Source organism: Bacillus sp. FSL R5-0603, from assembly GCF_038050295.1.
Classification (GTDB): domain Bacteria; phylum Bacillota; class Bacilli; order Bacillales; family Bacillaceae; genus Bacillus; species Bacillus subtilis.
This window is the reverse complement of record NZ_JBBOYP010000001.1, coordinates 2,760,864-2,781,251: the sequence shown is the minus strand read 5'-3', so window position 1 is coordinate 2,781,251 and position 20,388 is coordinate 2,760,864. Positions and strand designations below refer to the sequence as shown.

The 20,388-nt window shown below is 46.9% G+C and carries 18 protein-coding genes and 1 pseudogene; 14 read left to right on the top strand and 5 right to left on the bottom strand.

Features of this window, described 5'->3' with window-relative positions; all coding sequences use genetic code 11:
- Positions 1 to 4 precede the first annotated feature (4 nt).
- From araB to NYE56_RS14330, 11 genes and pseudogenes are all read left to right on the top strand, one after another.
- Positions 5 to 1,687 carry a ribulokinase gene (araB, locus tag NYE56_RS14380; RefSeq protein ID WP_341284011.1) on the top strand — a complete coding sequence of 561 codons (1,683 nt, stop codon included), beginning with the start codon at positions 5 to 7 and terminating at the stop codon, positions 1,685 to 1,687.
- A gap of 16 nt (positions 1,688 to 1,703) precedes the next feature.
- Positions 1,704 to 2,393, top strand: a complete 690-nt coding sequence (gene araD, locus NYE56_RS14375) for an L-ribulose-5-phosphate 4-epimerase (RefSeq protein ID WP_003229501.1) — start codon at positions 1,704 to 1,706, stop codon at positions 2,391 to 2,393.
- The gene (araL, locus tag NYE56_RS14370) at positions 2,371 to 3,189 is read left to right on the top strand and encodes a sugar-phosphatase AraL (RefSeq protein WP_341284400.1); all 819 of its coding nucleotides are present in this window, start codon (positions 2,371 to 2,373) and stop codon (positions 3,187 to 3,189) included. The genes araD and araL overlap by 23 nt, the downstream gene beginning before the upstream one ends.
- Positions 3,186 to 4,370 carry a sn-glycerol-1-phosphate dehydrogenase gene (egsA, locus tag NYE56_RS14365; RefSeq protein ID WP_032726363.1) on the top strand — a complete coding sequence of 395 codons (1,185 nt, stop codon included), beginning with the start codon at positions 3,186 to 3,188 and terminating at the stop codon, positions 4,368 to 4,370. The genes araL and egsA overlap by 4 nt, the downstream gene beginning before the upstream one ends.
- A gap of 30 nt (positions 4,371 to 4,400) precedes the next feature.
- Positions 4,401 to 5,702: an ABC transporter substrate-binding protein gene (locus NYE56_RS14360; protein WP_268555695.1), complete on the top strand. Its 1,302-nt coding sequence runs from the start codon at positions 4,401 to 4,403 to the stop codon at positions 5,700 to 5,702.
- 35 nt (positions 5,703 to 5,737) lie between these two features.
- On the top strand, positions 5,738 to 6,679 hold the full coding sequence (locus tag NYE56_RS14355; RefSeq protein WP_003229507.1) for a carbohydrate ABC transporter permease: 942 nt from the start codon (positions 5,738 to 5,740) through the stop codon (positions 6,677 to 6,679).
- A complete protein-coding gene (araQ, locus tag NYE56_RS14350; RefSeq protein WP_015251504.1) occupies positions 6,680 to 7,525 on the top strand; it encodes an arabinose ABC transporter permease AraQ in 846 nt (281 codons plus the stop codon).
- Positions 7,526 to 7,543: 18 nt separating this feature from the next.
- Positions 7,544 to 9,046, top strand: a complete 1,503-nt coding sequence (abfA, locus tag NYE56_RS14345) for an alpha-L-arabinofuranosidase AbfA (RefSeq protein WP_004398747.1) — start codon at positions 7,544 to 7,546, stop codon at positions 9,044 to 9,046.
- A gap of 151 nt (positions 9,047 to 9,197) precedes the next feature.
- Complete coding sequence (gene cstA / locus NYE56_RS14340) at positions 9,198 to 10,994, top strand: carbon starvation protein CstA (RefSeq protein ID WP_014477607.1); 1,797 nt, start codon at positions 9,198 to 9,200, stop codon at positions 10,992 to 10,994.
- Positions 10,937 to 11,126 (top strand): annotated as a pseudogene (locus tag NYE56_RS14335) (hypothetical protein). Before cstA ends, NYE56_RS14335 begins: the two are co-directional and overlap by 58 nt.
- A complete protein-coding gene (locus NYE56_RS14330) occupies positions 11,041 to 11,409 on the top strand; it encodes a VOC family protein (RefSeq protein WP_250629355.1) in 369 nt (122 codons plus the stop codon). Before NYE56_RS14335 ends, NYE56_RS14330 begins: the two are co-directional and overlap by 86 nt.
- A 38-nt stretch (positions 11,410 to 11,447) precedes the next feature.
- Here NYE56_RS14330 and NYE56_RS14325 read toward each other — a convergent pair whose 3' ends face one another.
- The 4 genes from NYE56_RS14325 to sspI form a co-directional block, all read right to left on the bottom strand.
- The gene (locus NYE56_RS14325) at positions 11,448 to 12,782 is read right to left on the bottom strand and encodes a (Fe-S)-binding protein (protein WP_341284010.1); all 1,335 of its coding nucleotides are present in this window, start codon (positions 12,780 to 12,782) and stop codon (positions 11,448 to 11,450) included.
- The gene (gene glcD, locus NYE56_RS14320) at positions 12,779 to 14,191 is read right to left on the bottom strand and encodes a glycolate oxidase subunit GlcD (RefSeq protein ID WP_268555697.1); all 1,413 of its coding nucleotides are present in this window, start codon (positions 14,189 to 14,191) and stop codon (positions 12,779 to 12,781) included. The genes NYE56_RS14325 and glcD overlap by 4 nt, the downstream gene beginning before the upstream one ends.
- A 102-nt stretch (positions 14,192 to 14,293) precedes the next feature.
- The gene (locus NYE56_RS14315; RefSeq protein ID WP_335451044.1) at positions 14,294 to 15,400 is read right to left on the bottom strand and encodes a CdaR family transcriptional regulator; all 1,107 of its coding nucleotides are present in this window, start codon (positions 15,398 to 15,400) and stop codon (positions 14,294 to 14,296) included.
- Between the two features lie 68 nt (positions 15,401 to 15,468).
- Complete coding sequence (gene sspI, locus NYE56_RS14310) at positions 15,469 to 15,684, bottom strand: small acid-soluble spore protein SspI (protein WP_021480275.1); 216 nt, start codon at positions 15,682 to 15,684, stop codon at positions 15,469 to 15,471.
- Between the two features lie 118 nt (positions 15,685 to 15,802).
- Between sspI and NYE56_RS14305 the strand changes: the two genes are divergently transcribed.
- Entirely contained in the window at positions 15,803 to 16,549 is a 747-nt protein-coding gene (locus tag NYE56_RS14305; protein ID WP_341284009.1) for a TrmH family RNA methyltransferase, read from the top strand.
- Between the two features lie 66 nt (positions 16,550 to 16,615).
- Here the strand turns inward: NYE56_RS14305 and NYE56_RS14300 are convergent, their stop codons facing one another.
- Entirely contained in the window at positions 16,616 to 16,822 is a 207-nt protein-coding gene (locus NYE56_RS14300) for a hypothetical protein (RefSeq protein WP_004398812.1), read from the bottom strand.
- An 82-nt stretch (positions 16,823 to 16,904) separates the two neighbouring features.
- On the opposite strand from NYE56_RS14300, the gene pheS reads away from it, so the two are divergent.
- Both pheS and pheT read left to right on the top strand, forming a co-directional pair.
- Complete coding sequence (gene pheS / locus NYE56_RS14295) at positions 16,905 to 17,939, top strand: phenylalanine--tRNA ligase subunit alpha (RefSeq protein ID WP_341284008.1); 1,035 nt, start codon at positions 16,905 to 16,907, stop codon at positions 17,937 to 17,939.
- A gap of 15 nt (positions 17,940 to 17,954) precedes the next feature.
- Positions 17,955 to 20,369: a phenylalanine--tRNA ligase subunit beta gene (pheT, locus tag NYE56_RS14290; RefSeq protein WP_046381255.1), complete on the top strand. Its 2,415-nt coding sequence runs from the start codon at positions 17,955 to 17,957 to the stop codon at positions 20,367 to 20,369.
- The last annotated feature ends 19 nt before the right edge of the window (positions 20,370 to 20,388 follow it).

Sequence of the window (20,388 nt, the reverse complement as noted above, 5' to 3'; positions counted from 1 at the left end):
TCACATGGCTTACACAATAGGGGTTGATTTTGGAACTTTATCAGGAAGAGCGGTGCTCGTTCATGTCCAAACAGGGGAGGAACTTGCAGCTGCTGTAAAAGAATACAGGCATGCTGTCATTGATACCGTCCTTCCAAAAACGGGTCAAAAGCTGCCGCGCGACTGGGCGCTGCAGCACCCTGCTGATTACCTCGAAGTCTTGGAAACAACCATTCCGTCTTTACTCGAACAGACGGGCGTTGAACCGAAAGACATTATCGGGATTGGAATTGATTTCACGGCATGTACGATCCTTCCTATTGACAGCAGCGGGCAGCCGTTATGCATGCTGCCTGAATATGAAGAGGAGCCGCACAGCTATGTGAAGCTCTGGAAGCATCATGCGGCCCAAAAACATGCTGATCGGCTCAATCAAATCGCGGAAGAAGAAGGAGAGGCTTTTTTACAGCGGTACGGAGGAAAAATTTCATCAGAATGGATGATTCCAAAGGTCATGCAAATTGCCGAGGAAGCGCCTCACATTTATGAAGCGGCTGACCGGATCATCGAGGCTGCGGACTGGATCGTGTACCAGCTGTGCGGCTCGCTCAAGCGAAGCAACTGTACCGCAGGGTATAAAGCGATGTGGAGTGAAAAAGCGGGGTATCCGTCAGATGATTTTTTTGAGAAATTAAACCCTTCAATGAAAACGATTACAAAGGACAAATTGTCAGGTTCTATTCATTCAGTAGGAGAAAAAGCCGGCAGCCTGACTGAAAAAATGGCAAAACTGACAGGGCTTCTCCCGGGAACGGCTGTTGCGGTTGCCAATGTGGACGCTCATGTTTCCGTACCGGCGGTCGGCATTACAGAGCCAGGGAAAATGCTGATGATTATGGGAACCTCAACGTGCCATGTTCTTCTTGGTGAAGAGGTGCATATCGTTCCAGGTATGTGCGGCGTTGTGGACAACGGAATTCTTCCGGGTTATGCGGGATATGAAGCCGGGCAGTCCTGTGTCGGCGATCATTTTGACTGGTTTGTGAAAACATGTGTCCCGCCAGCTTATCAAGAGGAAGCAAAGGAAAAAAACATTGGCGTTCATGAGCTGCTGAGTGAGAAAGCAAACCATCAAGCGCCAGGTGAAAGCGGCCTGCTTGCTTTAGATTGGTGGAATGGAAACCGTTCAACTCTTGTTGATGCAGATTTAACAGGGATGCTGCTTGGAATGACACTGCTGACGAAGCCTGAAGAGATTTATAGAGCGTTAGTTGAAGCGACAGCTTACGGAACCCGGATGATTATCGAAACATTCAAAGAAAGCGGTGTTCCGATTGAGGAACTATACGCAGCGGGCGGAATAGCTGAGAAAAACCCGTTTGTCATGCAGATTTATGCGGATGTGACAAACATGGACATTAAAATCTCTGGTTCACCGCAAGCCCCAGCCTTAGGATCTGCCATTTTCGGCGCGCTTGCAGCAGGCAAAGAAAAAGGCGGCTACGATGACATCAAAGAGGCAGCGGCGAACATGGGAAAACTGAAAGATATAACTTATTCGCCAAATGCCGAAAACGCCGCGGTTTATGAAAAATTGTACGCTGAATATAAAGAGCTGGTTCATTATTTCGGAAAAGAAAACCATGTCATGAAACGTCTGAAAACGATCAAAAATCTTCAATTGTCATCTGCCGCCAAAAAGAATTGATAAAGGGTGATGGAGCATGCTTGAAACATTAAAAAAAGAAGTGCTGGCTGCCAACCTGAAGCTTCAAGAGCATCAGCTGGTAACCTTTACGTGGGGAAATGTCAGCGGCATTGACCGTGAAAAAGAAAGAATTGTCATCAAACCTAGTGGAGTCGAATACAGCGACCTTACAGCAGATGACTTGGTTGTTTTGAACCTTGATGGAGAGGTCGTCGAAGGCTCGCTTAAGCCTTCTTCAGATACACCTACCCATGTTTATTTATATAAAGCCTTTCCGAATATCGGGGGAATTGTCCATACCCATTCTCAATGGGCGACAAGCTGGGCGCAATCGGGTAGAGACATCCCTCCGTTAGGCACGACCCATGCTGATTATTTTGACAGTGCGATTCCATGTACTCGAGAAATGTACGATGAAGAAATCATTCATGACTACGAACTGAATACAGGAAAAGTCATAGCGGAAACCTTTCAGCATCATAATTACGAACAGGTGCCGGGTGTGCTCGTGAATAATCACGGACCGTTCTGCTGGGGCACTGACGCCTTAAATGCCATTCATAACGCAGTTGTATTAGAAACGGTTGCCGAAATGGCCTATCACTCCATTATGCTGAACAAGGATGTAACCCCAATCAATACAGTCCTGCATGAAAAGCATTTTTATCGAAAACACGGAGCAAATGCGTATTATGGCCAGTCATGATACGCCTGTGTCACCGGCTGGCATTCTAATTGACTTGGACGGTACTGTATTCAGAGGAAATGAGTTGATCGAAGGAGCAAGAGAAGCGATCAAAACGCTTAGGAGAATGGGAAAGAAAATCGTCTTTTTAAGCAACCGGGGGAATATCTCCCGTGCCATGTGCAGAAAAAAACTTCTTGGCGCGGGGATTGAAACGGACGTAAACGACATTGTTCTGTCATCAAGCGTGACAGCGGCTTTTCTGAAAAAACATTATCGTTTTTCAAAGGTATGGGTGCTTGGGGAGCAAGGCTTGGTTGACGAGCTGAGGCTGGCCGGTGTGCAGAACGCGAGCGAACCGAAGGAAGCGGATTGGCTCGTGATCTCCCTTCATGAAACGCTCACGTACGACGATTTAAATCAAGCCTTTCAAGCGGCTGCCAGCGGCGCTCGTATCATTGCTACAAACAAAGACCGCTCTTTTCCGAACGAAGACAGAAATGCCATTGATGTGGCTGGAATGATTGGGGCGATAGAGGCTTCCGCTCAAGCGAAGACTGAACTTGTTGTCGGAAAACCGTCATGGCTGATGGCGGAGGCTGCCTGTACAGCGATGGGGCTGTCCGCACATGAATGCATGATTATAGGAGACAGCATTGAATCTGACATTGCGATGGGGAAGCTTTATGGCATGAAAAGCGCCTTAGTGCTTACTGGTTCTGCGAAACAGGGCGAACAGCGTTTGTACACGCCGGATTATGTGCTGGATTCTATTAAGGATGTAACCAAATTGGCTGAGGAGGGGATTCTGATATGAATCGTATCGCAGCTGACGTTCAGCGTGCTTTTGAACACGCCGGAGAAAAGACGTTGCCTATAAAAGTTGAAGAAATTGTTCTCGGTAAACAAGCAGCTGATTCGCTTTTGGATTATGTGAAACGAAAAAACAATCAACATATTGTCCTTGTCTGCGACGCGAATACACACCGCATTGCAGGAATTGATCTGGAAAATCAGCTGAATCAAGAAGGATTTCAGGCCGAGTGCCTGATCATTCCAGAAAATGAAGCCGGAGATGTGACAGCTGATGAACGATCGCTCATTCATGTGCTGATCCATACGAAACAACCAACGGATGTCATGATCGCAGTCGGTTCGGGCACGATTCATGATATCGTCCGCTTTGCGGCGTTTCAAAGAGATTTGCCGTTTATTTCTTATCCGACTGCTCCATCTGTAGACGGTTTTACATCAGCAGGGGCGCCGATTATTTTATACGGCACGAAAACAACCATTCAAACGAAGGCCCCATCTGCGCTGTTCGCTGATCTGGATCTATTAAAAGCGGCACCGCAGTCAATGGTGGCGGCTGGCTTTGGTGACATGCTCGGTAAAATCACGTCTTTAGCAGATTGGGAAATATCCCGGCATCTTGCCGGTGAGCCTTATTCGCCTGCAGGAGCTAAGATCGTTCAGGAGGCGCTTGCTGCCTGCATTGAACACACAGAAGACATTGCGATGAAAACGGAAACTGGCATACGGGTTTTGATGGAGTCTTTACTTGTATCGGGGCTTGTCATGCTGGCATTAGATCATTCCCGCCCGGCATCAGGCGGAGAGCATCACATTTCACATTGGATTGAGATGGAATTAATGGAGAAAAAACGGCCACAGATTCTTCATGGGGCAAAGGTGGGCTGTGCAGCTGTTTTATTAACTGACACATACAGAAAGCTCGCTCAGGATGACGGGCTGAACGAATTTTCACCGAGCCGGCGGCAAGCCATCCAATCGGCTTATCAAACTCTCCCGGAAGGAGAAGTGCTGGCTGATTGGCTGAGATCAGCCGGAGGCCCTGCGTATTTTGACGAAATCGGTGTCGGGCAGGATTCCGTCAAGAATGCCTTCAGACATGCGCACACCTTAAGAGACCGCTGCACCGGATTAAGAATCATTAATGAAAACAAAACGCTGATCAACCATGGTCTATATGAATAGCCCGCACCTCGAATGGAAGGGGTAACGCAGATGAAAAAAATGACTGTCTGTTTTCTTGTGCTCATGATGCTGCTGACATTAGTCATTGCCGGGTGTTCAGCAGAAAGATCATCCGGGAAGTCGGGTGAAACCGAGCTGACCTTTTGGACATTTAACGGACTTCATGAGCAGTTCTATGTAGAAATGGTGAAGGAATGGAATGAAAAATATCCTGACCGCAAAATTAAGCTGAATACGGTCGTTTATCCGTATGGACAAATGCACGATAACTTGTCGATCTCCCTAATAGCGGGAGAAGGCGTTCCTGATATTGCAGATGTCGAATTGGCCCGTTTTTCAAACTTTTTGAAGGGCTCTGACATACCGCTTGCCGACTTGACTCCGCTGATTGAAAAGGATCGCGATAAATTCGTTGAGGCGCGGCTGACATTGTACAGCAAAAACGGAAAGCTTTACGGACTCGATACACATGTAGGGACAACGGTCATGTTTTATAACATGGATGTGATGAAAAAAGCCGGCGTCAATCCTGACGATATTAAAACATGGGATGATTACCATAAAGCCGGACAGAAAGTGCGCAAAGTGACCGGGAAGCCGATGGGAACGGTGGAAACAAATGATTCCGCAACGTTCTTATCTATGATTTCACAGCAAAACTCAGGCTATTTTGATAAAAACGGCAAGCTGATCCTCAATAATGACACCAACGTAAAAACACTTCAATATTTAAAAGACATGATCAATGATAAAACGATGATTCCTGCGCCGGGCGGCGGGCATCACAGTGAAGAATACTACGGCTTTATGAACCAAGGAGGAGCTGCTTCAGTCCTCATGCCGATTTGGTATATGGGAAGATTTATCGATTATATGCCTGATCTGAAAGGGAAGATTGCCATCAGACCGCTCCCGGCATGGAAAGAGGGGGGCGACCGCTCGGCAGGTTTGGGCGGTACGGCAACTGTTGTACCGAAGCAATCCAAGCATGTTGAGTTAGCAAAAGAGTTTTTGGCCTTTGCGAAGGGCTCTAAAGAAGGAAACAAAAAGCTCTGGAGCGTACTAGGGTTTGACCCGCTTCGCTGGGATGTCTGGAGCTCCAAGGAATTGAAAGAGAAAAACAAGTACACGGATTACTTCCAAAACGGAACAGGCATTTTTTCCGTGCTGCTCGATATCAAGGATGAAATCAATCCGATTTATTTACATGAGGATTTTGCCAAGGCTTCAGACCTTGTCAACAGAAGCGTGTTGTTCGATGCACTTAAATCTCAGCAAAAAACGCCTAAACAAGCCTTGGACAGAGCGGCAGGTGAACTGAAACAGAAATAGAATCCCATTCAAAAAGTGAAAGCGGGGAGGTTCTCATGAAACCTGTGAAAACAGGAACGGTTCATCCCGTTCCTTCAGCTGCGAAACAATCAGGCTGGCGAGATCTATTTTATTCAAAAAAAGCGGCGCCCTATCTGTTTACAGCGCCATTCGTTTTATCCTTTCTCGTATTTTTTCTATACCCCATCATTAGTGTCTTCATCATGAGCTTCCAAAGAATTTTGCCGGGAGAGGTGTCCTTTGTCGGATTGTCTAATTATACAGCGCTAAACAACCCGACGTTCTATACCGCCCTTTGGAATACGCTGGAATACACCTTTTGGACGCTGATCGTGCTGATTCCTGTCCCATTGCTTCTGGCCATATTCCTGAATTCAAAGCTGGTCAAATTTAGAAATATATTTAAATCAGCGCTATTCATCCCGGCATTGACCTCCACCATTGTCGCGGGGATCATTTTTCGGCTGATCTTCGGAGAAATGGAAACGTCTCTGGCCAATTCCATCCTACTCAAACTCGGCTTTTCACCTCAGAACTGGATGAACAATGAACATACCGGCATGTTTTTGATGGTGCTGCTTGCTTCATGGAGATGGATGGGAATCAACATCCTTTACTTTTTAGCCGGTTTGCAAAATGTGCCGAAAGAGCTGTACGAAGCCGCTGATATAGACGGCGCGAATACAATGAAAAAATTTCTGCACATCACGCTGCCGTTTCTCAAGCCTGTAACCGTATATGTGCTGACCATCAGCATCATCGGCGGCTTCAGGATGTTTGAGGAAAGCTACGTCCTTTGGCAGAATAATTCCCCGGGTAATATTGGTCTGACGCTTGTCGGATATTTGTATCAGCAGGGGCTTGCCTACAACGAAATGGGGTATGGAGCGGCTATCGGCATTGTGCTTTTGATTGTGATCCTTGTTGTCAGCCTGATTTCATTAAAGCTGTCAGGCTCGTTTAAGGGGGAGGGATAAATGTTGCGGCACAGTCCTCAGTTCAGCGTGTATAGAATTGCGCTAACCCTGTTTTTTATTATGCTGAGCCTATTGTATCTTTTTCCGATTTTCTGTTTGCTTTTAGGATCATTAAAGCCCTCATCTGAACTTTTGCGTGTGGGGCTCAATCTCGACATTGATCCTAAAGTAATGAGCCTTGATAATTATACATTTCTGTTTAACGGCGGAAGCATTTATTTCAAATGGTTTTTTAACAGTCTTGTACTTGGGCTTTTCACAACCGTGCTCACCCTGTTTTTTTCTTCGATGATCGGGTACGGGCTTGCGGTTTATGATTTTAAGGGCAGAAATATCATCTTTGTTCTTGTGTTGATTATCATGATGGTTCCGCTGGAAGTGATGATGCTTCCTCTGTTTAAGCTTACCGTCGGACTGCACTTGATCGATTCATATACGGGTGTCATATTGCCGTTTATCGTTTCACCTGTTGCCGTTTTCTTTTTCAGGCAATATGCCCTTGGCCTTCCAAGAGATCTGCTGGACTCTGCAAGGATGGACGGCTGTACGGAATTCGGCATCTTTTTCAGGATTATGGCACCGCTGATGAAACCGGCTTTCGGTGCGATGATTATCCTTCAGTCCTTAAACAGCTGGAACAACTTCTTGTGGCCGCTGATTGTGCTTCGGTCGAAAGAAATGTTTACGCTTCCAATAGGGCTGTCCAGCTTGCTGAGCCCTTATGGAAATAATTACGACATGCTTATATCCGGCTCAGTATTTGCGATTTTGCCGGTGATTATCATTTTCTTGTTTTTCCAAAAGTACTTTATCTCCGGCCTGACGGTAGGGGGAGTCAAAGGTTAATGAAGGAGGAAACGTGTGATGAAAAAAGCGCGAATGATTGTAGACAAAGAATATAAAATCGGTGAAGTAGATAAACGGATTTATGGCTCGTTTATCGAACATATGGGTCGTGCGGTATATGAAGGCATATACGAGCCTGATCACCCTGAAGCGGATGAAGATGGATTTAGAAAAGATGTCCAGTCGCTGATCAAAGAATTACAGGTTCCCATCATCCGCTATCCGGGCGGAAACTTTTTATCTGGATACAACTGGGAGGACGGTGTCGGACCAGTCGAAAACCGCCCGAGACGGCTTGACTTGGCATGGCAAACGACAGAAACCAATGAAGTGGGAACAAATGAATTTTTATCTTGGGCAAAAAAGGTGAACACTGAGGTCAATATGGCCGTCAACCTTGGCACAAGAGGCATAGATGCCGCCCGTAATCTCGTTGAATATTGCAACCATCCGAAAGGCTCTTACTGGAGTGATTTAAGAAGATCGCATGGCTATGAACAGCCGTATGGCATCAAAACATGGTGCTTAGGAAACGAAATGGATGGACCGTGGCAGATCGGCCACAAAACAGCTGATGAATACGGACGGCTTGCCGCAGAGACAGCAAAGGTCATGAAGTGGGTTGACCCATCAATTGAACTGGTTGCCTGCGGCAGCTCAAACAGCGGCATGCCGACCTTTATCGATTGGGAAGCGAAGGTGCTTGAGCATACGTATGAGCATGTCGACTATATCTCTCTTCACACTTACTACGGAAACCGGGATAACAATCTGCCAAACTACTTGGCACGTTCTATGGATTTGGATCATTTTATCAAATCAGTCGCTGCGACCTGTGACTATGTAAAAGCAAAAACACGCAGCAAGAAAACAATCAATCTTTCTCTGGATGAATGGAACGTCTGGTACCACTCAAATGAGGCTGATAAAAAAGTCGAGCCGTGGATCACTGCGCGTCCGATTTTAGAGGATATTTACAATTTTGAAGATGCCTTATTAGTCGGCTCTCTGCTCATTACGATGCTGCAGCACGCAGACCGTGTGAAAATTGCGTGTCTTGCACAGCTTGTCAATGTCATCGCGCCGATCATGACGGAAAAAGGCGGAGAAGCATGGAGACAGCCGATTTTCTATCCATACATGCATGCTTCTGTTTATGGAAGGGGCGAGTCACTGAAACCGCTTATTTCTTCTCCTAAGTACGACTGTTCTGATTTCACTGATGTGCCATATGTTGATGCTGCTGTTGTGTACTCTGAAGAGGAAGAAACACTGACTATTTTTGCGGTAAACAAGGCTGAGGATCAGATGGAGACGGAGATTTCGCTCAGAGGCTTTGAATCCTATCAAATCGCAGAGCACATCGTACTTGAGCATCAGGATATCAAAGCGACAAACCAGCATAACAGAAAAAATGTCGTTCCGCATTCCAACGGATCATCGTCTGTCAGCGAAAATGGCTTAACTGCTCATTTCACGCCGCTTTCCTGGAATGTGATCCGCCTGAAAAAACAGTCATAAGAATAGCAAAGCCGGAGAGAAATCTCCGGCTTGTCTTTCAACTGCCACGAGCCGGCCCGTTCAAGCCGGCTTTTTGTATAGGAAAAAATGACCGCTTTTCACCATGAAATTATGATATATTTATGAAAAACAGCAAAGGGGATGGGAGAAAATGAATGCGGTTACAATTGTGATAGCATCAATGTGTATTTTGGCTATTGCCTATCGTTTATACGGAACATTTATGATGGTGAAGGTTCTCAAAGTAAATGATGACAAGCCAACACCTGCTCATGCGCTTGAGGATGGGAAAGACTATGTGCCTACAAATAAATGGGTTTCGTTCGGCCACCACTTTGCCGCGATCGCAGCGGCCGGGCCGCTGGTCGGACCAATTCTGGCGGCGCAGTTTGGCTATTTGCCGGGATTATTGTGGCTGTTAATCGGGGCGGTAATTGGGGGAGCCGTCCATGATATTGTGGTGCTGTTTGCATCGATGCGCAAAAACGGAAAATCGCTGTCGGAAGTGGCGAAGGATGAGCTTGGCCCTGTTGCAGGATTTTGTACAGGACTGTCCATGCTGTTTATCATCACGATCACAATGGCGGGCCTGTCGATGGTTGTCTTGCATGCGCTTGAACGTAATCCATGGGGAACATTTGCGGTAGGGATTACGATACCGATTGCGATGGGTGTGGGCTTATTTTATAAGAAAACGGGAAATTTAAAGCTCGCTTCAACGGTCGGCTTTCTCTTTTTAATGGCAGGAGTCTTTATCGGTCCATGGGTACAGACTACCGCGCTCGGTGACTTTTTAACGCTAGATACGAAAACGCTTGCAATCGCGCTTCCTGTTTATGCGTTTTTTGCGGCTGCGCTTCCCGTTTGGCTGCTTCTTGCTCCGCGTGATTATTTAAGCAGCTTTATGAAAATCGGTGTTTTTATCGCTTTGATTGTTGGTGTGTTTGTCGTCAATCCGTCCATTCCGTTCCCTGCGTTTACAGAATTCGTAAAGGGCGGCGGGCCGGTGCTGGCAGGACCTGTCTGGCCGTTCATCTCAATAACCATTGCCTGCGGGGCGATCTCTGGGTTCCATGCCTTTGTCGGCTCAGGAACGACACCGAAAATGCTGAATAAATGGAGTGATATGAAGCCGGTTGCGTTTGGCGCAATGCTTGTTGAGTGTCTTGTCGGCATCATGGCGCTGATTGCAGCGACCGCTTTACAGCCTGCTGATTACTTTGCGATTAACAGCACGCCTGAGGTTTTCCGTACGCTTGGCATGAATGTCGTACATTTGCCTGAATTGAGCAGGGAAATCGGTTTGGACTTAGAAGGAAGAACAGGGGGAGCCGTCACACTTGCGGTGGGAATGACTTACATTTTTACCGGAATGCCGTTTTTCAGCCATTTGGCCTCATACTTTTTCCAATTTGTCATTATGTTTGAAGCGGTCTTTATTTTAACCGCGATTGACGCCGGCACACGCGTCGCCCGTTATTTGATCCAGGATTTCTTCGGGGAGGTGTATAAGCCGCTGAAGAAAACAGACTGGATTCCGGGCTCTGTATTTGCCAGCGCGCTTGCCTGTTTGATGTGGGGGTACTTGCTGTATTCAGGAGATATCGGTTCCATTTGGGCGCTGTTCGGCGTTTCTAATCAGCTGATGGCTTCAGTGGGGCTGATTATCGGAGCGACCATCGTGCTGAAAATCGCCGATAAACGCCGATACATTCTGACATGTCTTATCCCGCTTGCCTATTTATATGTCACTGTCAATTATGCGGGCTATTGGATGGTGCGCAATGTGTATCTCAATCCTGAAGCAGCAGGATATAGTGTATTGAATGGCGTATTATCTATCATCATGCTGGTGTTAGGCTTCATCATTATCGTGGCGGCTGTGAAAAAATGGGCGCAGATGTGGAAAGATCCGAGCTTAAGGATGGAAGCGTCTATACCGGGCTAGAAGGACTATTGAAAAATGCTGAGGGGGGTTGGCAATGAATCTATCAATGAAATATCTTATTCTATACGTATCGGACAGCCAGCGGGCTATTCATTTTTACCGGGATATTTTAGGACTGCCGATTCGTGCTGAACACGGCACGTATGTCGAATTTGATACAGGGTCTACGATATTGGCGCTTAATACGCGGGAAAGCGCCAGAGACATCACGGCGCTGGACATTCCGGATACATCTGCTTCAAACACATTTGAAATCGGGTTTGTTACTGAAAATGTAGAAGCGGTCATCAAAAGGATGAGAGAACAAGGCGTATCGATTATCGGGGAGCCGAAAGTGAAACCATGGGGGCAGACGGTCGCCTATATCGCTGATCCGGATGGACATTATATCGAAATTTGCAGTCCGATGGAATAACGCACAAAAGCCCAAAACAATGTCTGTTTTGGGCTTTCTCATGATGTTTTGTGCCCGGCTGCTTCCAATAGCAGATCAGCCAGGTGAACGGCTCTGACTTTACCGCTTAGTCCTTCGCGTTCAATGCCGAGCTTCATCTGCAGCAGGCAGCCGGGATTTGCTGTTACAATGAGGAGCGCTTCGGTTGCTTTGACGGCAGCCATTTTGCTGTCCAGTATTTTCATAGACATTTCAGCTTCGACGATGTTGTAAATTCCCGCTGACCCGCAGCAGCTGTCTGCTTTCTCCATTTCTTTGAATTCAGCCCTTTTGATGCTTTTAAGAAGCTGGCGGGGCTCAAACGACGTATGCATTACATTTCTTAGGTGGCATGAATCTTGATAGGTAACGACCTGAGGTGTCTCGAGCGCTAAGTCCATTTGATGGAAATCGAGTTCAACCAAAACAGAAGAAAAATCCTTCAGCTTTTGAACAAAAGCGGCGGCCCGCTCCGACCATTCCGGGTCATCCTTCAGCAAATGATCATATTCGGTAAGAAAGGCTCCGCATCCTCCTGCGTTTGTAATGACTGCATCCACGTCTAATGCTTCAAAAGCAGCGATATTTTGTTTCGCGAGCTCTTTCCCTGTGTTTTTTTCACCGCTGTGTCCATGAAGCGCCCCGCAGCAAGCCTGTTCAGGCGGAATGATAATGTCGCAGCCTGCCAGCTGTAAAAGCTTCAATGTGGCGTTATTGGTCGGTAAAAACATTGTATCCATTAAGCAGCCCGAAAAAAAGGCGACCCGTTTTTTCATGGGGCCAATGGAAGGCAGGAAACGCGGCCGATGTTTCATGTCTTTGCTTTTTGGAACATCAGGAAGAACAGCTTCCATCGTCCGCAAATGCTCAGGCAGGACCCGAAGCATGCCTGATTTTCGCACAGCTGTTTGCAGCCCTGACCGCTGATATAAACCGATAAGGCTTACAGCTGAGCGCATGCGGTTTTGATGCGGAAACAGCTCGTGAAAAGCCGCCTTTCGCATGACACGTGCGCCGAGCGAGTGTTTTTTATTTTGGTGGATAATATCTCTGGCTTCCTCAAGCAGCTGCCCGTATTTCACGCCAGACGGGCATACAGGCTCACAGGCGCGGCAGCCGAGGCAGAGTGACAGCGAACGTTCGACATCTTCATCCGGTTCAATCATACCGTCGGCTACGGCTTTCATTAAGGCGATGCGCCCGCGCGGAGAGTGTGTTTCCTGAAATCCCGATTCGATATAGGTCGGACAGGAAGGAAGACAGAAGCCGCAGCGTATACAATTTAATAACTCGCCTTCATCCATACGCTCTTTAAATTCATTTTGGATCTGTTTCATTTCTTTTTCTGTTGTCATCTTTCCGCCACCACACGTTTTCTGGCATCTTTCGCAAACACTTTGCCCGGATTTAATATGTTCCGGGGGTCAAATGCCGCTTTCAACGCTTTCATCGCATCAATGCCTTCTTTTTTCAGCTTCATTTCCAAGTAAGGCGCTTTCATTGCCCCGACTCCGTGCTCTCCGGTTATCGTCCCGCCAAGTTCAATCGCTTTCTCAAAAATCTCGGCAAAAGCCTGTTCGACACGTTCCATTTCATCCTCATTTCTTATGTCTGTCGTGCATGTCGGGTGAAGGTTCCCGTCTCCCGCATGGCCAAAGGTGCAGATGGAAATATCATATTTAGAAGCAATATGATTAATCGCTTTAACCATATTGGCGATTTCTGAGCGAGGAACGGTCGCATCCTCTAAAATCGTCGTCGGCTTGAGGCGGGCTAGGGCAGAAAGTGCAGAACGCCGGGCTTCAGTCAGGGCAAACGCTTCCTCCTCTGTTTGTGCGGTCTGAACGGAAACGGCGTCGCCTTTTTTGCAAATCGCCTCAATCTTTTCCATATCCCGTGCCACGATTTCAAGCGGTCCGTCTTGCTCAATTAATAGAACCGCCTTTGCGTTTGTCGGCAGTCCGATTTTGGCATAATCCTCAATCACCAATAGTGTAGGCTGGTCGAGAAATTCAAGCGTGGCGGGTATGATTTTTGCGGCAATGATGTCTGATACCGTTTGAGCAGCGGCATCGATATTTTCATATAGGGCAAGCAGCGTCTTTTTTGTTTCAGGCTTTGGAACAAGCTTGACGATTGCCTCTGTCACAATGCCGAGTGTTCCTTCTGAGCCGACAAAAAGACGTGTGAGATCGTATCCGGCCACATCCTTCGCGAGTTTTCCCCCGGTGCGGATGATGTCACCATTTGCGAGCACAACCTCCAGTCCAATCACATAGTCGCGGGTGACGCCGTATTTTAATCCGCGGAGCCCGCCGGAATTTTCATTGATGTTTCCGCCCATGGTTGATATTTTCATAGAACTCGGGTCAGGCGGATAAAACAAACCCTTGCTTTCAACCGCGCGGATCATATCCAGCGTAATGACGCCCGGCTGAACTGTGGCAGTTAAATTTTCTTCATCAATCTCAAGAATCTGGTTCATGTGCTTAAAGAGAAGCACAAGTCCGCCTTCAGTCGGGCACGTGCCGCCGCACAGGTTTGTCCCTGATCCTCTTGGAACGATCGGCACTCGATGTTCGCTGCAAATTGTTAAAATGCGTGATACTTCATCAGTATTCCTCGGAGCAATCACGGCATCAGGCATAGACTGATACTGAGGCGTCGCATCATATGAATAGACGAGACGGCCGGCATTCGAGTCATCAAAGTTTTCTGGTCCGGAGACCCGAATCAGCTGCTCCTTTACATCCTTGGTGATCATTTCACCCATCCCCCTGTCAAAAAACGCTTCCAATCTATTGTAAAAGAAAAAAAGCAAAGCCTTCCATGGAGAAACATACAAAAAATGAAACTGAAACTCTCTCTATTTTGTATCTTGATCTAAAAAATAGAGTGCGACGTACATCGTGACGACGTCCTCGGTACGGTCAAAACGTAAACCCGTCAGCTGTTCAGCCTTAGACAGACGATAACGCAATGTATTGATGTGTATATGCATGTCTTCAGCGGTTTGTTTCAAAGACAAATCGTGATGAAAGAAAGTCCGTATCGTATTCATAAGTTCCTGATGCTCTAGCGCCTCTCCTAATACTCTTTGCGGAAATTCGTTTCGGGTTCCCGGGCTGATCTCCGTCAGACACATATCAAGCTTCAGATCCTCTTCAAATATGGGCGTTTTTCGCTTAAGGCTGACAGCCAGCGCTTTTTCCGCTTGCTCGTATGAATCTGTCAGGCTGGAGCTTGCGACAGCCCTTCCGGCGCCGGCTGCTGTATATTGGCTGCTTGCGGTATTGGCAAACGAACAAATGTGAAGGATTTTCCGTAAAAGCCGATCCCTTTGTTCATGCTGCGGCACTTCATGATTAATCAAAATCCGTTCATTTCCCCACCTGATGAACAAATCCGCAGGGTACGATGATTTCCAGATGCGTGCCATTTGTTCAATATCATGACGTGACCACTCATACCCCTGAATAAGAATCATTTGGCGCCGGGAGGAAAGGTCAACACCAAGAAGCTGAGCTTTCTCAAGAAAACTGGGAGACCACTCCTTTAGTTGCAGCCAATCGATCATAAAGGACTCCAGCATTCTCTCACGCCACTGGGATTGCTCTAAGTGCCGCGATTCCTTAATGAACAGCTCTGTCATTTTTCGAAGCAGTTCTCCGAATGGCTGAATCTCTGCAGGCTCACCTGTCAGCCCGAAGACGGCGATCACATCATGGTCAAAAAATACAGGGAGGTTTATGCCTGCTTTCACTCCTTTTAACCTTGTTTCATCTTCTTTTGTAATAATCACGCTGCGTCTTTCTTTTGCGCAGATAAGCGCTCCCTCATGAAATTGTCCGACACGCTCATCGTTTGTGCCTGCCATAATAAGACCGTCCGTGTTTACAATAATGACTTCACGTTCGTACATTTTTTTAACTTCAGCAATAATTTTTTTCGCTAATAACGGCTGTAAAAACATGGCGTTCCCCCTCATCATGTTTTTATTATATAAGAAAAAAACCGGGCGCTGTCACCCGGTTTCATGTCTTATTCAGCGGGTTTTAATCCGCCTTCAAGCGTTTTCAGCATTTCGTTTTTCTCACTTTCGGATGCGTGCTGCCAAATGACTTCGAATAAAACGCCGAGCCCTGGAAGCATTTTTTCTTCACCGCTTTGAATCGCATCTACGATTGTATGCTCAAGCTGCTCCTGATTATTGCCGGTGACATTGGAGATGACGGCATGACGTAAATTAAGATCCATGTAAAACGCTCCTTTTTCTAAAATGTAATACGTATATTCTAACCCTGCACCTGGTTTATTATGTGCTGTTCTTGCGATATAATAACATCATGTTAAAAAAAGGAGCGCCACATAGACAGTGAAACAAATAGAATCGGCAAAAAACCAAAAAGTGAAGGATTGGAAAAAGCTTCACACAAAAAAAGAACGAACAAAAACAAATACATTTCTGATAGAGGGAGAACACCTCGTTGAAGAGGCGTTGAAAAGCCCGGGCATTGTGAAAGAAATCCTTGTAAAGGATGAAACGAAGATTCCTTCAGATCTTGAGGCGAGTATCCAGTGCTATATGCTGAGTGAAGATGCGTTTTCAGCTGTGACTGAAACCGAAACGCCGCAGCAGATTGCCGCTGTGTGCCATATGCCTGAAGAAAAGCTGGCAACGGCACGCAAGGTGCTGCTGATTGACGCTGTTCAAGATCCGGGAAACCTTGGCACAATGATTCGAACGGCTGATGCGGCTGGTTTGGATGCGGTTGTACTCGGTGACGGCACGGCGGACGCCTTTAACGGAAAAACATTGCGGTCTGCGCAAGGATCTCACTTCCATATTCCTGTTGTGAGAAGAGACCTGCTTTCATATGTGGACGAATTGAAGGCAGAGGGCGTAAAAGTGTACGGCACGGCGCTGCAAAACGGAGCGCCTTACCAGGAGATCCCTCAGTCTGAATCCTTTGCGCTCATTGTAGGAAATGAAGGTGCAGGGGTGGATGCTGCATTGCTGGAAAAAACGGATTTGAACCTGTATGTGCCGCTTTACGGACAGGCTGAATCACTAAACGTTGCGGTTGCGGCTGCCATCCTCGTGTATCACTTGCGAGGATAGTGTTGCGCCAAGCGTTGGATTTCTCTATAATAGAACATAATATTTCAAAAACCGTGACAGAGGACCTCAATTTCTGATCAACTGCTTTCCAGGGAGAAAATGCCGCTGACTGAGAGCATTTTTAACGCAGCCGGAAATTGGCTTCACCTCTTGAGTTGTCGCCGGGACCGCGTACACTGCGCGTAAAGGTGAACCGGAATCTGATTCCGTTATGTCAATGAAGCTGACGACAGCATCAGTCTGTCTGAAATAAGGGTGGTACCGCGGCCACAACTCGTCCCTTGTACAAGGGACGGGTTTTTTTTATTTTCCAAAGACATATGAACGGTTTGTTTACATAAAAGGAGGATGCAAAATGGAAGAAAAGCTAAAACAGCTGGAACAAGAAGCTTTAGAACAAGTAGAAGCGGCAAGCTCATTGAAGGTTGTCAATGATATTCGGGTGCAATATCTCGGAAAAAAAGGGCCGATTACAGAAGTGCTGCGCGGAATGGGCAAGCTTTCTGCTGAGGAACGTCCAAAAATGGGGGCGCTCGCGAACGAAGTAAGGGAGCGTATTGCCAATGCGATTGCTGACAAAAACGAGAAGCTTGAAGATGAGGAAATGAAGCAGAAGCTTGCAGGACAGACAATTGACGTCACGCTGCCGGGGAACCCTGTTGCAGTCGGCGGCCGCCATCCGCTCACTGTTGTCATTGAAGAAATTGAAGATTTATTTATCGGGATGGGCTACACAGTCGAGGAAGGGCCAGAGGTTGAAACGGATTACTACAACTTCGAATCGCTCAATCTTCCGAAAGAACACCCAGCGCGCGATATGCAGGACAGCTTTTACATCACAGAGGAGACTTTGATGAGAACGCAAACTTCTCCTGTCCAAACACGGACGATGGAAAAGCATGAGGGCAAAGGTCCCGTTAAAATCATTTGCCCGGGTAAAGTATATCGCCGTGATAACGATGATGCGACGCACTCTCACCAATTTATGCAAATTGAAGGGCTTGTCGTTGACAAAAACATCAGCATGAGTGATTTAAAAGGAACGCTTGAACTCGTTGCGAAAAAAATGTTCGGGCAAGACCGTGAAATCAGACTCCGCCCAAGCTTCTTCCCGTTTACTGAGCCTTCAGTAGAAGTGGATGTGACATGCTTTAAATGTGGTGGGAACGGCTGCTCAGTATGTAAAGGAACAGGCTGGATTGAAATCCTCGGCGCCGGAATGGTTCACCCGAACGTGCTTAAAATGGCTGGCTTTGATCCGAAGGAATATCAGGGCTTCGCATTCGGAATGGGTGTTGAGCGCATCGCGATGCTGAAATACGGCATTGATGATATCCGCCACTTCTATACAAACGATGTCAGATTTATTTCGCAGTTTAAACAGGCGTAAGAGGAGGATGCAAGGATGTTTGTTTCTTATAAATGGTTAGAGGATTATGTTGATTTAAAAGGCATGGACCCGGCTGTTCTTGCTGAAAAAATTACAAGAGCCGGTATTGAGGTTGAAGGAATTGAATACAAAGGAGAAGGCATCAAAGGCGTTGTCATCGGCCATGTGCTGGAGCGCGAGCAGCACCCGAATGCTGATAAGCTGAATAAGTGCCTTGTGGATATCGGAGCTGAAGCCCCTGTACAAATCATTTGCGGTGCGCCGAATGTGGATAAGGGACAAAAAGTCGCAGTTGCAACAGTCGGAGCGGTACTGCCGGGCAATTTCAAAATCAAAAAAGCCAAGCTTCGCGGTGAAGAATCAAATGGCATGATCTGTTCCTTACAGGAGCTTGGTATCGAAAGCAAACTTGTGGCGAAGGAGTATGCAGAAGGCATTTTCGTATTCCCGAATGACGCTGAAACAGGAAGCGATGCCTTAGCGGCTTTACAGCTTGACGATGCGATTCTTGAGCTGGGTTTAACGCCAAACCGCGCCGATGCCATGAACATGCTTGGTGTTGCTTACGAGGTTGCCGCGATTTTAGACACTGAGGTAAAGCTTCCGCAAACGGATTACCCGGCTGCTTCAGAACAAGCGTCTGATTACATTTCAGTCAAAATTGAAGATCAAGAAGCGAACCCGCTGTACACTGCAAAAATCATTAAAAATGTCACGATTGCTCCGTCACCCCTTTGGATGCAGACAAAGCTGATGAATGCAGGCATTCGTCCGCACAACAACGTCGTTGACATCACAAATTTTGTCCTGTTGGAATACGGACAGCCGCTTCATGCGTTTGATTATGACAGATTTGGCTCTAAGGAAGTCGTAGTAAGAAAAGCAGCTGAGAATGAAATGATCGTAACTCTTGATGATCAAGAACGTAAGCTGTCCGCCGATCACCTTGTCATTACAAACGGAACGAAAGCGCAGGCCGTTGCGGGTGTCATGGGAGGAGCAGAGTCAGAGGTTCAGGAAGATACGAAAACGATTTTGCTTGAGGCTGCGTATTTCAACGGGCAGACGGTTCGCAAGGCTTCCAAAGACCTTGGTTTGAGAAGTGAATCAAGCGTAAGATTTGAAAAAGGAATTGATCCGGCGCGCGTACGTCTTGCAGCAGAACGGGCTGCGCAACTGATCCATCTGTATGCCGGCGGTGAGGTGCTTGCAGGAACAGTTGAGGAAGATCACCTGACAATCGAAGCAAATAACATTCACGTATCTGCTGACAAAGTGAGCAGCGTTCTAGGCCTGACGATCAGTAAAGAAGAACTGATCAGCATTTATAAACGTCTCGGTTTTACGGTCGGTGAAGCGGGTGAACTTCTCGTTGTGACCGTCCCATCACGCCGCGGCGACATTACAATAGAAGAGGATTTAATCGAAGAAGCGGCAAGACTGTACGGCTACGATAACATTCCGTCTACGCTTCCTGAGACAGCGGGAACTACAGGCGGATTAACGCCATACCAGGCAAAACGCCGTAAAGTCAGACGCTTCCTTGAAGGCGCAGGCTTATCACAAGCCATCACTTACTCACTGACAAACGAGAAGAAAGCGGCAGCGTTTGCGATTGAAAAATCACTGAACACTGTGCTTGCGCTTCCAATGAGTGAAGAAAGAAGCATTCTCAGACACAGTCTTGTTCCGAATCTGCTTGATTCTGTTTCTTACAACCTTGCGAGGCAGACTGACTCAGTTGCACTTTACGAAGTTGGCTCCGTTTTCCTGACGAAGGAAGAGGACACAAAACCTGTTGAAACAGAACGCGTAGCAGGAGCTGTTACCGGATTATGGCGCAAGCAGCTATGGCAGGGTGAAAAGAAACCAGTTGATTTCTTTGTTGTCAAAGGAATTGTGGAAGGGCTGTTAGACAAACTCAACGTCCTAGACAGCATTGAATTTGTACAGTCTGAACGCAAACAGCTGCATCCGGGCAGAACAGCGAACATTTTATTGAATGGTTCTCTGATCGGCTTCATCGGCCAAGTCCATCCTTCATTGGAAAAAGAACTGGATATAAAAGAAACATACGTATTTGAGCTCGATCTTCATGCGTTGCTCGCAGCAGAAACAGCACCTCTTGTTTACACGGCGATTCCGAAATATCCGTCTGTGACACGTGATATTGCTCTTGTAACAGATAAAACCGTCACAAGCGGACAGCTCGAGAGCGTCATTAAAGAGGCTGGCGGAAAGCTTCTGAAAGAGGTAACCGTCTTTGACGTATACGAAGGAGAGCATATGGAGGAAGGCAAGAAGTCAGTCGCTTTCTCACTCCAGTATGTCAACCCTGAACAAACACTGACTGAAGAAGAAGTGACAAAGGCGCACAGCAAAGTGCTGAAAGCGTTAGAAGACACATATCAAGCTGTTTTAAGAGGCTGATAAAAAAGCTTGCAGAGAA